The organism is Pseudomonas sp. S2_C11 (genome assembly GCF_054668395.1).
In genome coordinates this window covers 5,937,940-5,953,816 of the sequence record NZ_CP162765.1, presented here as the reverse complement: position 1 = coordinate 5,953,816, position 15,877 = coordinate 5,937,940, and the positions used below count along the sequence as shown (strand labels likewise).

12 protein-coding genes and 1 pseudogene are annotated in these 15,877 nt (G+C 60.0%); 5 read left to right on the top strand and 8 right to left on the bottom strand.

Annotation, left to right across the window (positions count from 1 at the left end):
* Positions 1-436, bottom strand: a pseudogene (gene glyA / locus AB4N48_RS26785) (serine hydroxymethyltransferase); the annotation flags it as partial.
* Positions 437-709: 273 nt separating this feature from the next.
* Entirely contained in the window at positions 710-1,420 is a 711-nt protein-coding gene (locus AB4N48_RS26780) for a TraX family protein (protein WP_423662611.1), read from the bottom strand.
* A gap of 126 nt (positions 1,421-1,546) precedes the next feature.
* On the opposite strand from AB4N48_RS26780, the gene AB4N48_RS26775 reads away from it, so the two are divergent.
* From AB4N48_RS26775 to AB4N48_RS26760, 4 genes are all read left to right on the top strand, one after another.
* On the top strand, positions 1,547-2,587 hold the full coding sequence (locus AB4N48_RS26775) for a threonine aldolase family protein (RefSeq protein WP_016772826.1): 1,041 nt from the start codon (positions 1,547-1,549) through the stop codon (positions 2,585-2,587).
* Between the two features lie 158 nt (positions 2,588-2,745).
* The gene (locus tag AB4N48_RS26770; RefSeq protein WP_056786550.1) at positions 2,746-3,231 is read left to right on the top strand and encodes an Hcp family type VI secretion system effector; all 486 of its coding nucleotides are present in this window, start codon (positions 2,746-2,748) and stop codon (positions 3,229-3,231) included.
* Positions 3,228-4,691, top strand: coding sequence for a hypothetical protein (locus AB4N48_RS26765; protein ID WP_460094571.1), 1,464 nt, complete (start codon positions 3,228-3,230; stop codon positions 4,689-4,691). The genes AB4N48_RS26770 and AB4N48_RS26765 overlap by 4 nt, the downstream gene beginning before the upstream one ends.
* Entirely contained in the window at positions 4,688-5,452 is a 765-nt protein-coding gene (locus tag AB4N48_RS26760) for a hypothetical protein (RefSeq protein WP_460094569.1), read from the top strand. The genes AB4N48_RS26765 and AB4N48_RS26760 overlap by 4 nt, the downstream gene beginning before the upstream one ends.
* Positions 5,453-5,510: 58 nt before the next feature.
* On the opposite strand, the gene gbcB is transcribed toward AB4N48_RS26760, so the two are convergent.
* The gene (gene gbcB / locus AB4N48_RS26755) at positions 5,511-6,611 is read right to left on the bottom strand and encodes a glycine-betaine demethylase subunit GbcB (protein WP_016772824.1); all 1,101 of its coding nucleotides are present in this window, start codon (positions 6,609-6,611) and stop codon (positions 5,511-5,513) included.
* Between the two features lie 296 nt (positions 6,612-6,907).
* Here gbcB and gbcA point away from each other — a divergent pair, with 296 nt between their 5' ends.
* Positions 6,908-8,203: a glycine-betaine demethylase subunit GbcA gene (gene gbcA, locus AB4N48_RS26750; RefSeq protein ID WP_460094567.1), complete on the top strand. Its 1,296-nt coding sequence runs from the start codon at positions 6,908-6,910 to the stop codon at positions 8,201-8,203.
* Positions 8,204-9,075: 872 nt separating this feature from the next.
* Here the strand turns inward: gbcA and etfB are convergent.
* The 5 genes from etfB to AB4N48_RS26725 form a co-directional block, all read right to left on the bottom strand.
* A complete protein-coding gene (gene etfB, locus AB4N48_RS26745; RefSeq protein WP_024014592.1) occupies positions 9,076-9,846 on the bottom strand; it encodes an electron transfer flavoprotein subunit beta in 771 nt (256 codons plus the stop codon).
* Positions 9,847-9,855: 9 nt separating this feature from the next.
* Complete coding sequence (etfA, locus tag AB4N48_RS26740) at positions 9,856-11,076, bottom strand: electron transfer flavoprotein subunit alpha (protein ID WP_460094566.1); 1,221 nt, start codon at positions 11,074-11,076, stop codon at positions 9,856-9,858.
* Positions 11,076-13,025 carry a dimethylglycine demethylation protein DgcB gene (gene dgcB / locus AB4N48_RS26735; RefSeq protein WP_460094565.1) on the bottom strand — a complete coding sequence of 650 codons (1,950 nt, stop codon included), beginning with the start codon at positions 13,023-13,025 and terminating at the stop codon, positions 11,076-11,078. The genes etfA and dgcB overlap by 1 nt, the downstream gene beginning before the upstream one ends.
* Positions 13,026-13,177: 152 nt before the next feature.
* Positions 13,178-15,238 carry a dimethylglycine demethylation protein DgcA gene (gene dgcA, locus AB4N48_RS26730; protein ID WP_076564392.1) on the bottom strand — a complete coding sequence of 687 codons (2,061 nt, stop codon included), beginning with the start codon at positions 15,236-15,238 and terminating at the stop codon, positions 13,178-13,180.
* Between the two features lie 15 nt (positions 15,239-15,253).
* The gene (locus AB4N48_RS26725) at positions 15,254-15,784 is read right to left on the bottom strand and encodes a 4-vinyl reductase (RefSeq protein WP_039757633.1); all 531 of its coding nucleotides are present in this window, start codon (positions 15,782-15,784) and stop codon (positions 15,254-15,256) included.
* Between the last annotated feature and the right edge of the window lie 93 nt (positions 15,785-15,877).

The window sequence follows — 15,877 nt, the reverse complement described above, 5'->3', positions numbered from 1 at the left end:
CGTACTGCACAGCGTTGTAGAGCTTGCCCGAGGACGACACTTTGGCGCCGTGGGTCAGGTGACCGCCGTGGGCCAGGCTCATGCCGAGGATGGTGTCACCCGGCTGGATCAGCGCCAGGTACACGGCGCTGTTGGCCGAGGAGCCGGAGTGCGGCTGGACGTTGGCATAGTCGGCGCCGAACAGTTGCTTGGCGCGTTCGATGGCCAGTGCTTCGACCTTGTCCACATGCTCGCAACCGCCGTAGTAGCGCTTGCCCGGATAGCCTTCGGCGTATTTGTTGGTGAGGCCGCTGCCCTGCGCTTGCATCACGCGTTTGCTGGTGTAGTTCTCCGACGCGATCAGCTCGATGTGATCTTCCTGACGTTGCTCCTCGGCATTCATCGCCGCCAGCAGTGCATCGTCGTAACCCTGGATCTGGTCTTGCTTGCTGAACATCGCGTCTCTCCCAGCGGCATCTGTGCGCCATTCGTCTCGGTAAGGCACTGGCAATGATGGCAGTGCCCTTTGATGCGATGGTATGACCGGCACAGACAGCTCAAATGCCTGCGCGCGCCACGCAAAGGTGCGTTTACGACATGGCTGGAAATGCTCTCTTCGAAACGCCGGAGATCCACTGTGGGAGCGAGCCTGCTCGCGAAGAGGCCGGCACATCCGACATAGAAGTTGACTGGCAGACCGCTTTCGCGAGCAGGCTCGCTCCCACAGGGGTCAGGCGATGATTTGGCGGATGGCGAGCAGCAGGAGGAAATGCGCGGGATACAGCGCATATGCCCAGCGCCGCATCGGTGGTGGCTGCAGATGTCGCCCATGTCGCAACAAGAACATTCCCAGCATCGGCGCAAACAGACATGTCGCCAGGCCGAGAATCGCCACGCTGTTGCCGAACCGCGCCGACTCGAGCAGCACCTGCCATTGGTTCGCCGCCAGACAAACCAGCCCGGCCAACAGACTGAGATACCACGGCCGGCGAAAGACCAGCAGCATCGCCAACGGCAGCAGCACGCCGAAGAAACCGAACATCAGTCGTTCTGAAAAAACCATCGCGACCACCAGCGCGGCCAGTGCGAGCAATCGCGCCACCGACGCAGAGTCCTGCCAAGCGCGCGCCACCAGCAGGCCCAGCGCCAGCGTCGGCATCACGTTGAACGTGTCAGGGTCGGGGATATAAAAGCGATAAGGGATTTCGCTGATGGCGCTGAACAGCACCAGCCAGCCCAGATAGCGCCATTCCATCTTGCGCGAACCGTCCCGGGCCAGATTCACCGCCATCGCCAGGCAAAACCACGGAAACGCCAGGCGCCCCGGCACATACAACCAGTCGACGGAGAAGCCGACATATCGCAGGTGATCGAGCAACATGCTCAGCAGCGCCAGCCACTTGAGCAGATCCAGGGCACCGTCGCGTTGGCTCAGGTGCATAATCGGCCCATAAACTGGTAATTTTCCCCACCCGACATTGCATGTGCTCCCCGGAAGATCTTCGGTAAAGTGCGCATCCTCATTGACCACGAGCCTTCACAAGAGTCTCGATTACGGAAGCCGGCCATGACCGACAAGAGCCAACAATTCGCCAGCGACAACTATTCCGGGATCTGCCCGGAAGCCTGGGCCGCCATGGAACAGGCCAACCACGGCCACCAGCGCGCTTACGGCGACGATGAATGGACCGCCCGCGCGGCCGATCATTTCCGCAAACTGTTCGAAACCGACTGCGAAGTGTTCTTCGCCTTCAACGGCACCGCCGCCAACTCGCTGGCCCTGTCGTCGCTGTGCCAGAGTTACCACAGCGTGATCTGCTCGGAAACCGCCCACGTCGAAACCGACGAATGCGGCGCTCCGGAATTCTTCTCCAACGGCTCGAAGCTGCTGATCGCCGGCACTGAAAACGGCAAGATCACCCCGCAATCGATCCGCGAAGTCGCGCTCAAGCGTCAGGACATCCATTACCCGAAACCGCGCGTGGTGACCCTGACTCAAGCCACCGAAGTCGGCAGTGTCTACACCCCGGAAGAAGTCCGCGCCATCAGCGCAACCTGCAAAGAACTGGGCCTGCACCTGCACATGGACGGCGCGCGGTTCTCCAACGCCTGCGCATTCCTCGGCTGCTCGCCCGCCGACCTGACCTGGAAAGCCGGCGTCGACGTGCTGTGTTTCGGCGGCACCAAGAACGGCATGGCGGTGGGTGAAGCGATCCTGTTCTTCAACCACAAACTGGCCGAAGACTTCGACTACCGCTGCAAGCAGGCCGGGCAACTGGCGTCGAAGATGCGCTTTCTGTCGGCACCGTGGGTCGGCATTCTGGAAAACGACGCCTGGCTCAAATACGCCCGCCACGCCAACCACTGCGCGCAACTGCTGGCAGAACTGGTCAGCGACATTCCCGGGGTCGAACTGATGTTCCCGGTGCAGGCCAACGGCGTGTTCCTGCAACTGTCCGAGCCGGCCATCGCCGCGTTGACTGCAAAGAACTGGCGCTTCTACACCTTCATCGGCAAGGGCGGCGCACGCTTCATGTGCTCCTGGGACACCGAAGAAGAGCGCGTGCGCGAACTGGCGCGCGATATTCGCGAGGTCATGTCGGCCTGATTCCCTCCCAAGTTGCATTCCCATGCTCAGCACGGGAATGCAACCCAGAGGCTGCGCGTCGCGGACCTGCATTTTCAGAATCGGCCTACACCAAGGCCTACAGAAAGCACAAAAATCCCGCCATAGACTGCTTGCTCCCGATTCAAGGAGCGCACGCGATGGCAATTCCCGGCTACATGACGATCACGGGCAAGACCCAAGGGCTGATTTCGGCAGGCTGCTCAACGCCTGATTCGGTGGGCAACAGATATCAGGCGGCACACACCGATGAAATCATGGTGCTGTCGTACAGCCACAACCTCGCCAACCTCGACAACTCTCACCGAGCCACCCACGCGCCGGTCATTGTCACCAAAGTCGTCGACAAATCTTCACCGCTGCTGGCCCAGGCACTGGCCAACCGTGAAGAGATCGACTGCAAGATCAACTTCTACCGAACCTCCCCTCAGGGTCAGCAGGAAAAATACTTTTCTGTCTCGATCGACGGTGCGGTGCTCACCGAACTGAACCTGGATATGCCCCACGTCATTCTGCACAACGACGCGGAACCTCAGGAGCAGGTCGCCATTCGTTATCGTGGCATCAGTTGGGTGCATCACCTCGCCGGGACCAGCGGCCATGCCTCGTGGGGCGAAGAAGGTTGAGCGATCGGCGCCATGGTCTCAGCGACGTTCGACACGTTGCCGGCAAGCTGCTCGCACAGGCACAGACAGTCGGCTCACGTCATCTGGCATTCGGCAGTGCGCGCGTGCAGTTCAATCAGGAGGTCGCGCGCTTCGCCAAGGGCATTGTCGATGATGTCGCCAGCGGCCGCCTTTCAGCGGACATGGGCCTTGACGCCTTTGCACAGGAACAGCGTCATCTTCTGAACCAATCCAGAGTTCTGGTACGCGGCACCAAAGGTGCCGTTCCTGAAGCGGTGAAAAAACGCCCGTTATCGATGCTCAGGCAGCCTGCCTCGCGCTCCGATCCAGACAGGTTGCTGCGCGCGATTCATCAGCAGAACCTCAGGGTGGCGCGCGTTAATAACAGCAGCACCGCGCGCAGCCCTCACCCCATCAACGACTTGAAGTTCTTCCCCAGCGAGCACTGGCCGCAAGATCGTCCGGCCCCATCGGAGCCGGGTTTTTACATCGTGCAGAAAAGTATTGTCGCCGAGAAGCTTGAGGCACAACTGCTCCCCTCCGCCAACCCGAATGTCATCGCCAGATTCAGAAGTTTGAATCCGACCCCGGACATGATTAAAGCCGGTTCGATGATCGTGCTGAGCGACCCTGACAATCAGCAATGCACATACGAGGAAGCATTGCTGATGCAGACCGCGCGTTTCGTCAGTGCGACGCTGGAACCGCTGACCGTGGAAGAAGCGGATTTCATGGCGCAGCACTATGGCGTGATCCAGACCGCACTCGCCTATGAATCAAAAGTGATCGGAGTCGTCACGGCCATGGCAGCCAATCATCTGGATGGCATAAAAAATGTCCTCGCGGATCTTGAGAAGCTGCATGTTCATACGCTGGACGCAAAAGGCAGCCTGAACTCGAAGCCGTTCAAAAAACAACGTGCGCAGTTGCTGGAGAAACTGGACGTCCATCTCAACCGGTTCACGCGGCAAAGCATTGGTCTCCCGGATCACCCGAGCCTCAAGACCGCTCTCGGCATCGATCATCCTCACCTTGTGCACCGCTGGAGAAAGGCTGGCGGCATCGGCCAGAACCCAGGTTATGCCACACATATTCGGGCTATCAACCAAGCGTCACAGTACGTCAAATATGGCGGCTGGATCGGCACAGCAGTAGGCGGTGGCGCCTCGGCCTTGAAGGTGCAGGATGTGTGCCTGCATGGGAATACCGAGGCGTGTGAAAAGGTGAAATTCACGGAAACCGGAAGCTTTATGGGTGGTGTGGGTGGCGGAATGGTTGCCGGCGCGCTCGTAAGCTTGACTGCCTCAACGATTTGCGTAGGCGCTGGCCTCCCGACAGGCGGGCTTGGCACTGTACTTTGCAGTGCGCTACTGGCAGGACTCGGAAATTATGCCGGCGGGACTTTGGGCGAGAAAGGCGGCGAACGGATCGCACAGAAAGTATACGAGGCTGTTAAATGACTCTTCGTACTTCAGAGAAAATATTCTTGTTGATTGGTATTGTAGACTTCGTCGGCATATTTACTTTGATAGGAGTGATGTTGTATGTCGCGAAAACAAAGACCGAAATCATATTGGACCATCTAACAAACAGTTCTATTTCGAGCAGACTGATAATGCTTTGGCACGGAGGTCCTTGGGGCAAAATCTACATGATGGGAGAAGTGTTCGACATCATGCGAAACCCTGAATTTTACATTCACACAGGAAAGCTTTGCGCGAAAGACTTCGAAAACTTCCCCAAAAAACTGAAAAAGAACCTGATTATTTTATACAAACTGGTTTTCATTTTTTTTGCAATTATGATGTGCCTGGGAATAAGCTCATCCATTGATCAAATTAACAATATCGTAAAAGATCCCATAGTGATTATGACACTGGTGAGTTTCGCAGGTCTTTTAGTGGTAAATGGAATTTTACTTTATACCGCCAAGAGAAGACTGGAAACGATCCTAAACAGCCTAAAACGCAGTTCAATCACATCGTCTTTGCTCATGTTATGGCAAGCGGGCCTAGGGGGACGTATTTATATGTTGGGTGAGATTTTCGGCATCCTCAAAAGACCCGCACGGTACATTTCCCAAGGCAAAGTCAGCGCAAGAGATGTTAAGAATTTCCCGCCAAAACTCAAACGCGACCTGCTCAAACTGAATAAATACCAGCAGATATTTGGCTTTGCCTTTGTGGGCTTCGGCCTGCTCGCTTTGTTCGGGCTGATTTGAAATTGCACTTTCCCGGTCGATCTCCTCATTTAGGAGATCGACCCAAGTTCATGCCTATTTAAAACTCAATCCGCACATCCCCCTTCGGCACGCTGCAGCACGACAGGATAAACCCTTCCGCCTCGTCGTCCTCGGTAATCCCGCCGTTGTGCTCCATCTCCACTTCGCCGCCCAGTTTCATCACCTTGCACGTTCCGCAAATGCCCATGCCGCAGGCTTTCGGGATCATCAGGCCGAGCTTGGCGGCGGCTGCGTGTACGGTTTCGCCCGGGCCGACGCGAATGCTTTTGCCGGAGGCGGTGAATTCCACCTGATGCAGATCCGCGGCGTCGATTTCCGGCGCATCGGCGGCTTGTTCGGCCTGTTCCACCGCGTCGGCGCGGGCCTCGGGTGGCGTGGCGCCGAAGGATTCTTCGTGGTAGCGCGACATGTCGTAGCCGGCCGCTTCCAGCAAGCGTTTGACCGCAGTCATGTACGGCGTCGGGCCGCAGCAGAACACTTCGCGTTCGAGGAAGTCCGGAACCATCAGTTCGAGCATCTTGTGGTTCAGGTAACCGCGATAACCGGCCCATGGCTCACCGAGGCCGTGTTTTTCGCAGATCAGGTGCAGGCTGAAGTTGTCGATCCGCGACGCCATGTGCTCAAGCTCGCGGTGGTAAATGATGTCTTTCGGCGACCGCGCGCTGTGCACGAACGTCATGTCGACATTGGCGTTGGTGTCGTAGAACCAGCGCGCCATCGACATGCACGGCGTGATGCCGACGCCGCCGCTCAGGTAGAGGACTTTCGGGCTCGGGAAGTCGATGGCGTTGAACAGCCCGACCGGGCCATGCACCGCCAGCTCCTGACCTTCATGCAAAGTGTCGTGCAACCAGTTGGAGACCTTGCCACCCGGCACGCGCTTGATCGTCACCGAGAAGCTGTACGGCACCGACGGCGAGCTTGAAATGGTGTACGAGCGCATGATCGGCTGGCCTTCGATTTCCAACTCCAGGGTGACGAACTGCCCCGGCTTGAAGAAGAACAGGATCGGCTGGTCGGCCATAAAGCAGAAGGTGCGCACATCCCAGGTTTCCTGGATGACTTTGACGCAACGGACAATGTGTCGGCCATTGGCCCAGGTCTGGGTGGTGACCGGATTCAGGAAGCTGTTGGACATGCTGTTCTCCACGGCCGACTGTCGGCCTCTTGTCGGCGATTCTGCGTATAGCGCAGACAGTGCGTTTACCTATCCGCGACATTGACATACTTATCGCGACCAGCCCTTGAACACCGGGGCTTGCGCGTCGGGAACAGATTGCGCCATGTCGCGCATGGATAAGGTTCCCCCCAGCGCCGGCCCCACACTCGCCCCAACACAAGACGACTTCTTTACACCTTGCGTAGCAACCGTTTTGCAGCACACCTGATCAGCCACTTTCGCCGGCCACGCAGAGGGCCATGAGGATTACATCGATGGACGTCACCGCAAAAATCAGCCTGGGCGATCCGCTGGAACCCGCACGCAAGGCCACCGCACAAATGCTGCAGGAGCGCGAGCGCACTTTTTCCCTGCCACAGCCGTTCTACAGCGACGAGCGCCTGTTCGATATCGATATGCAAGAGATCTTCCAGAAAGAATGGTTGATCGCCGGCATGACCTGCGAGATCCCGGCCAAGGGCAACTACCTGACCCTGCAGGTCGGCAAGAACCCGATCATCGTCATTCGCGGCGCCGAGGGCGTGGTGCACGCGTTCCACAACGTCTGCCGCCACCGTGGCTCGCGCCTGTGCACCAGTGAAAAAGGCAAAGTCGCCAAACTGGTCTGCCATTACCACCAGTGGACTTACGAACTGGACGGTCGCCTGCTGTTTGCCGGCACCGAGATGGGCGCCGACTTCGACATGAAGCAGTACGGCCTGAAACCGGTGAACGTGAAGACCGCTGGCGGCTACATCTTCATCAGCCTGGCGGAGAACCCGCCGGCCATCGATGACTTCCTGTCGACGCTCAACCATTACATGGAACCGTACGACATGGAGAACACCAAGGTGGCGATCACCACCACCTTAATGGAAAAGGCCAACTGGAAACTGGTGCTGGAAAACAACCGCGAGTGCTACCACTGCAACGCATCGCACCCGGAACTGTTGAAAACCCTGCTGGAATGGGACGACGTCACCGACCCGCGCGCCGATCAGGCGTTCAAGGATCACGTCGCCGCTTCCGCCGCTGCCTGGGAAGCGGAAAAGATCCCTTACGCTCACGCCAGTTTCGGCTTGCGCAACCGTATCGTGCGCATGCCGCTGCTCAAGGGCACCGTGTCGATGACCCTCGACGGCAAACAGGGCTGCGCCAAACTGATGGGCCGCATCAAGAACCCGGACCTGGGCTCGATGCGCATCCTGCACCTGCCGCACTCGTGGAACCACTGCATGGGCGATCACATCATCGTCTTCACCGTGTGGCCGATCAGCGCCCAGGAAACCATGGTCACCACCAAGTGGCTGGTGCACAAGGATGCGGTGGAAGGTGTCGATTACGACGTCGAGCGCATGCGCCAGGTGTGGGACGCGACCAACGATCAGGACCGGCGTCTGGCTGAGGAAAACCAGCGCGGGATCAACTCCATCGCTTACCAGCCGGGGCCTTACTCGAAGACCTATGAATTCGGCGTGGTCAACTTCGTCGACTGGTACAGCGAGCGGATGTTGAACAACCTCGGGGCTGAGCCTGCGCCTTACCTCAAAGGTGTACCGGTTCAGGGCTGATCAGAAGCAAAAGATCGCAGCCTGCGGCAGCTCCTACAGGTGGAATGCATTCCCCTGTGGGAGCGAGCCTGCTCGCGAAGACGCCCTGACCCACGCTACATCTTCCAGCTGATCAATTTCCGATCAACCACCCCCGTCCCCATACCCACCAAGCCCTCCAGCCTTCCGCAAACAAGTTATCCACATACCCGCCCACAGCAAATGGGGGTAACTGTGGATGACTCAAAAAATATCCTGCTGATTTGCAAAGAAAAATCGTGACTTATGCTGAATCGCGGTTTCTCAAAACAATTGATCGTTTTTTGATCACACTCGTACATAGCACGTATTCAGAGGCCTGTAGCGGGTAGCGAACATGTTATCCACAGAAGCGCCAACAGAGATCGGGGACAACTTTCAATCTCCTGTGGAAAAACACCTGTGACTGGGGAAAACCCCTTCGCGTTAACAGCTCTCGGCGCCCGGGGATCACATTTGATCAATAATTGATCAAACCCATGTAAGCCCTGCTCCATATGGGCTACAGCTGATAGCGAACATCTTATCCACAGAAGCGCCAACAGAGATTGGGGGCTACTTCTCGATTTATACCGACCGAAAAGCCCGAGAAATCCGTGAGTTACGCTGATCGTTTTTTGATCTTATGGCTGAAAGGCTTGAATGGCGTGGGGTGCGAGCAAGGGCGAACACGTTATCCACAGCTTCGCCAACAGGGATTGTGGGTAAACAGTAAAGATTGACTGTGAATGAATACCAATGTGGGAGCGAGCCTGCTCGCGAAAGCGGACTATCAGCTGATACATGTATCGACTGACCCATAGCTTTCGCGAGCAGGCTCGCTCCCACAGGGGGTATTGCCTGGAAGAGGGTGACTAGCGGACAACGCCCTCTTCAATAAGCAACTTCAGGATCGCCTCCGCCCCGGCCTGCGCGGTGACGCCTTTGAGCACCTGCCCACCGCCACCACTGGCCTTAGCTGTCGCTGCTTTCATCCGGTCGGCGCCGCTCTTGGCCTTGATCACCTTCAAGCGCTTGGGTCGTGGCTTGGCCGGTTGCAGCGTGGCGACGGCCAACAATTGGTCCTCAACAACTTCAACGTCATCGGCGGCCAATTCGCCCCGTCGCGCCGGGCCGTACGCGCTCTGCCGAGGCTTGGGGGCGGCGTTATCCACAGTCGCCAGAAACGGCAGTTTCACCTTCAAGCGGCGTCGCTGCCCGCGCGGTAACGCTTGCAGGACCAGCGCCGAACCGTCATTGATCGATTCGACCTGCGCCAGGCCCACCACCAGCGGCCAGCCCAGACCTTCCGCCAGGAGGAACGGCAACATTCCCGAACCTTCCCCGGTTTCCGCCTGACTGCCGGTCAGCACCACTTGCGCCCCGGCATCGCGCAGGTACGCGGTCAGCGCCGGCAAGGCGTCGGCGCCAGCGGGTTGTTCCAGCACATGCAGCTGTTCCAGGCCCATGCCCAGATAGGCACGCAGGGCCGGTTCGGCAACATCACCGGCATGCAGCACTTGCAGGTTATCCCCAGCCAATTGCAGGCCCAGTTCCACCGCGCGCGCATCCTGATCGGCGCGCCGTGGCCGACCTGAGGTCGGGTGAGCGCCGATTGAAACCAGACTGATAACGTTCGTGTTCATAGGGTTTCCTTACGCCGCATCGCGCTTGGCTTCGTTGCGGTAAGCCGCGACCGCTTCGATCAACGCTTGCAGAATCTCTGCGCTTTCGCCGATCACCGAGAGGTCGGCACGCTTGATCATGTCGCAACCCGGATCGAGGTTGATTGCCACCACCTTGTCGCAGGCGCCAATGCCTTGCAGGTGCTGGATTGCGCCAGATATACCCACAGCCACATAGACCCGCGCGGTGACCCAGGTGCCGGACGCGCCGACCTGACGATCGCGCGCCATGAAGCCGTCGTCCACCGCCACCCGCGAAGCGCCTTCGGTGGCGCCGAGGGCTGCGGCCGTTTCGTGGAACAACTGCCAGTCCTTGACGCCGTTGCCGCCGGAGAAAATGAACTCCGCTTCGGCCATCGGAATCGCCGCCGGATCTACCGCCACTGCGCCGAGATCTTCGATTCGCGACAAGCTGCGCGCGACGCTTGTGGATAACTCCACTGGCAACGCTTCGTGACGAGTTTCGCTGACCGGTTCTGCGCATTCGGCAGCGGCGAGAATCAACCGCGCCACCGGACGCGCCAGGTCTTGCAATCCGGCCCCGGCGCGGCCGATGCACTCCTGATCCTTGACCTGCCAGACCCGCGTGGCCGGGCGCTCGCCCAGCGCTGCAGCAAAGCGTCGGCCGAGTTCGCCGCCACCGCTGCGGCTGTCCGGCAGCAACCAGTGACGCGGGTTGAACTGGTTATCCACAGCGCGCAAACCCTGCACCCTTTGTTCCGGTGCATAACCGCTGAATTCATCGCCGTCGAGCAGCAGCAGGCGATCGACGCCAGCGGTTTCGAAAGCGCTTTCCTTGTGCTCGCCGAACACCACGGCGAGCACCGCACCATCGGTGCCGGCCAGTTGGTGAGCAAGGCCGAGCAGATCGCGGTCGTGGCTGCTCAGGCGACCACCGACCATATCCGGCACCACACTGATGTAGAACGCCGGGGCCGGTACCTGATGCAGCGGCAACTGCACTTCAACAGCAGCCGAGCGTTTGACCGCCCCACCCTGCTGCGCGCCGCTGCGGTCAATGCGTTTGATGCCGTTGGGGCCGATAAAACCCATGCCGTGCAGATTCTTGCGGATGACGCCATTGGGACCCATCCAGCTGTGTTGCGCCGGTTGCATCGCCGCGTGCAGCGGATGCAGGCGGTTGCGCGCAATCCATTCGGCGCGCGGGTCGCGGCGGATAATGTCGCTCATCAGTGCACCTCCGCAGGTTCACGTTTGGCCGGCGTGGCAGGCTTGCTTGGCGCGGCGTCTTCGAGCAGCGCGTCGGCCACCAGTTCGGCGATGTCCTTGATCAGCGGACGCGGTTCGACCACGCCTTCGAGCATCGCCGTGCACTGTGGACAACCCACCGCCACCAGTTCGGCGCCGGTCTCGCGGATGTCTTCCATGCGCATGTCGGGAATCCGCTGCTTGCCCGGAATGTCAGTGATCGGCGCGCCGCCACCGCCGCCGCAGCAGCGCGAGCGGAAACCTGACCGTTGCATCTCTTTGACTTCGATGCCGAGGGCACGCAGCACTTCGCGCGGCGCTTCGTACTCGCCGTTGTAGCGGCCCAGGTAGCACGGATCGTGATAGGTCACGCTGTTGCCTTTGTGCTGACCGAGGTTGAGCGCGCCGGCCTGAATGATCTCGGCCATGTAACTGCTGTGGTGCTGCACCAGATAGTTGCCGTCGAAGGCGCCGTACTCGTTTTTCAGCACATGGAAACTGTGCGGATCGCAGGTGACGATGCGGTTGAAGCTGTATTTGGCCAACGTCTGGATGTTGCGCTTGGCCAGCAACTGGAACGTCGCCTCGTCGCCGAGACGCCGCGCCACATCGCCGCTGTCGCGCTCTTCGAGGCCGAGCACGGCGAAGTCGATGTTTGCCGCTTTCAGCACTTTGACAAACGCGCGCAGGGTGCGCTGGTTGCGCATGTCGAAGGCGCCGTCGCCGACCCAGAACAGCACGTCGGTGGATTTCTTCTCACTGAGCAGATTGAGGTTCAGATCCGCCGCCCAGTTCATCCGCCCGCCCGGGGCGAAACCGCCAGGGTTGTCGGTTGCAATAAGGTTCTCGAGAACTTCGGCACCCTTGTTCGGCGTCGCGCCTTTTTCCAGGGTCAGATGCCGGCGCATGTCGACGATCGCATCGACGTGCTCGATCATCATCGGGCACTCCTCGACGCAGGCACGGCAGGTGGTGCACGACCACAGGGTTTCGGCATCGACCAGACCGTTGACGATCGGTTGGTGCGGGTTGCCGCCATGCTCGCCGATCGGTTTGCCTGGATACGGGCTGCCGGCGAACTTCGCGTCAGTGCCGCCGGCGAGGCCGACGACCATGTCCTGAATCAGTTTTTTCGGGTTCAGCGGCTGGCCGGCGGCGAAGGCCGGGCACGCCGCTTCGCACTTGCCGCACTGCACGCAGGCGTCGAAACCGAGCAACTGGTTCCAGGTGAAATCCTTGGGTTTTTCCACGCCCAGCGGCGCATCGGGATTGTTCAGATCCAGCGGCTTCAGACCGGTCGAGCGCCCGCCGCCAAAGCGTTCCGGGCGACGGTGCCAGGCCAGGTGCAGAGCACCGGCAAAGGCGTGTTTCATCGGCCCGCCCCAGGTCATGCCGAAGAACAGCTCCGACACGCCCCACAGCACGCCAACACCGAGGATGACTGCGAGCAGCCAGCCGCCGAAGTTTTCCGGCAGGATCCCGGCGACCGGCAGGGTCACCAGGAAAAACGACGCCGAAAAGGCCAGCAGGCTTTTCGGCAAGCGCATCCACGGGCCTTTCGACAGACGCGCAGGCGGATTGATCCGGCGCAGGTACATGAAGATCGCGCCGACGAACATCACCGCCGACATCAGCAGCAAGGCGTAGCCAAGGATGCGGTTATGCAGGCCGAAACCGTGCACCAGAATGGCCAGCACGATCGACGCCACCGCACCGCCCGCCGTGGCGACGTGGGTGTTGGCAATGTATTTGTCCCGCGCGACGACGTGGTGCAGGTCGACCATGTAGCGCTTGGGCATGGCCAGCAGACCGCCGAGCAGATCGACCTTCGCCGCCCGCCCCCGGCGCCACATGTTCATCCGCCGCAACGCGCCGAGGACAGCAAGGCCCAGGGCTGCGAACAACAGGATAGGAAGAAGGGTGTTCAACATGGTGAAGCTCCCACCAGACAGCCTGGAGAAACACGATCCGCTTTACTGTGGGAGCGAGCCTGCTCGCGAAAGCGCTGGGTCAGTCGACATCAGCGTCAACTGACAGATAGCATTCGCGAGCAGGCTCGCTCCCACAGGGTTATGTGCAAGCCTTAAAAGTCTTTACACAGTCTGAGTGCGTCATAGATCGCGGCGTGGGTATTACGCTGCGCCACGCAATCGCCGATGCGGAACAGCAAGTAGCCGTCGCCCGCTTCGCTCAGCGAAGGTTGCGGCTTGATCGCGAACAGCGCTTCGACGTCGATCTGGCCCTTGTTGCGCGAGCCGTCCTTGAGCGCGTAGTAGATTTCCTCGTCCGGGCGTACGCCGTTTTCGACGACCACCTGATCGACCACCCGCTCCTCTTTCGCGCCGGTGTATTCGTTCTCCAGCACCGCGATCAGCTTGTCGCCTTCGCGGTAGACCTTCTCCAGCATCATGTCGCCGGTCATGATCACTTCTTTCGGGTACATGCTGCGGTAGTAGGTCGGGAACGACGTGCCGCCGATGGCCACGCCCGGTTTGATGTCGTCGGTGACGATCTCGACCTGGCTGCCCTTGTCGGCGAGGAAGTCGGCGACCGACATGCCGGTGAACTCGCAAATGGTGTCGTAGACCAGCACGTTCTTGCCCGGCGCAACCTTGCCGTCGAGCACGTCCCAGCTGCTGACCACCAGCCCTTCGGCCGCGCCCCAGTGTTCGTTCTGCTCAAGGTACGGATGACCGCCGACCGCCAGCACCACCACGTCCGGACGCAGGTCCATGATGGTGTCGGCATCCGCCGCCGTGCCCAGGCGCAGATCGACTTTCAGCCGCGCCAGTTCCAGCTGGAACCAGCGAGTGATGCCGGCGATCTGGTCACGCTGCGGTGCTTTCGATGCGGTGGTGATCTGCCCGCCGATGAAGTCTTTTTTCTCGAACAGCGTGACGTCGTGGCCCCGCTCGGCAGCCACGCGTGCGGCTTCCATCCCGGCCGGGCCGGCACCGACGATCACCACTTTGCGTTTCGGCCCGGTGGATTTCTCGATGATGTGCGGCACGCCCATGTATTCACGGGAGGTCGCGGCGTTCTGGATGCACAGCACGTCCAGGCCCTGATACTGGCGGTCGATGCAATAGTTGGCGCCGACGCACTGCTTGATCTGGTCGATCTGGCCCATCTTGATCTTGGCGATCAGGTGCGGGTCGGCGATGTGCGCGCGGGTCATGCCGACCATGTCGACGTAACCGCCTTCAAGGATGCGCGTGGCCTGGTTCGGGTCCTTGATGTTCTGCGCGTGCAGCACCGGCACCTTGACCACTTCCTTGATCCCGGCAGCCAGATGCAGGAACGGCTCCGGTGGATAACTCATGTTCGGAATGACGTTGGCCAGGGTGTTGTGGGTGTCGCAACCCGAGCCGACCACGCCGATGAAGTCGAGCATGCCGGTGTCGTCGTAATACTTGGCGATCTGCTTCATGTCCTCGTGGGACAAGCCGTCCGGGTGGAACTCGTCACCGCACAGGCGCATGCCCACGCAGAAATCGTCACCGACCTCGGCGCGCACGGCTTTGAGGACTTCCAGGCCGAACTTCATCCGCCCTTCGAAGGTGCCGCCCCATTCGTCGGTACGCTTGTTGACGCGCGGGCTCCAGAACTGGTCGATCATGTGCTGGTGCACTGCCGACAGTTCGACACCATCAAGGCCACCGGCCTTGGCCCGGCGCGCCGCCTGAGCGTAGTTGCCGATCACCCGCCAGATCTCTTCCGGCTCGATGGTTTTGCAAGTGGCGCGGTGCACCGGTTCACGGATGCCCGAGGGCGACATCAAGGTCGGCCAGTTGAAGCCGTCCCAGCGCGAGCGACGGCCCATGTGGGTAATCTGGATCATGATCTTGGCGCCATGCTTGTGCATGGCGTCGGCCAGATTCTGGAAGTGCGGAATGATCCGGTCGGTGGACAGATTGACCGAACTCCACCATTCCTGCGGGCTGTCGATCGCCACCACGGACGAACCGCCACAGATGGCCAGGCCGATGCCGCCCTTGGCTTTCTCTTCGTAGTATTTGACGTAGCGGTCGGTGGTCATGCCACCGTCAGTCGCATAGACCTCGGCGTGCGCGGTGCTGAGCACGCGGTTGCGGATGGTCAGTTTGCCGATCTGGATCGGCTGGAACATTGCTTCGAAAGCCATGGCACGGTCCTCGGCTTACAACGGCTTGACGATAAACAAGCCGTCATCGTGGCCCTCTTCGGAGCCCCCGTAGACTTGTTCGGCCACAGTACGAATCTTGCTGCCACGGGCTTCGAGGATCTGATCCATGGCGCCGGCGAACCAGCCGGTGAACATGTAATCGACCTTGCGCCCGACCTTGCCGTAGACATAGACAAACGCCGAGTGCTCGAGCTTGACGCTGGCGGTGCCTTTGTCGAGGTCGATGTCCTGGATCTTGAACAGGCCCCAGCCGCGCTGCGACAGGCGTTTCATGTAGTGCTCGAACACCGCGACGCCTTCCAGGCCGTGGCATTCGGCTTCCTTTTCACACCAGTGCCAGGCGGATTTGTAGCCGGCCTTGTAGAGGATCTCGGCGTAGGCTTCAGCGCCGAGCACTTCCTCGATGCCCATGTGGTTGTTGACGAAAAAGTGACGCGGCACATAGAGCATTGGCAGGGCGTCGGAGGTCCAGACACCGGTCTCGCTGTCGACTTCGATTGGCAATTGCGGGGCGATCTTGGCCATGGAAACTTAACTCCAGAAAAATGATGGTTCAGTGTTGGCCGCGGCCCTCACCCCAGCCCTCTCCCGCAGGAGAGGGGGCAGATCGGCGGCGGT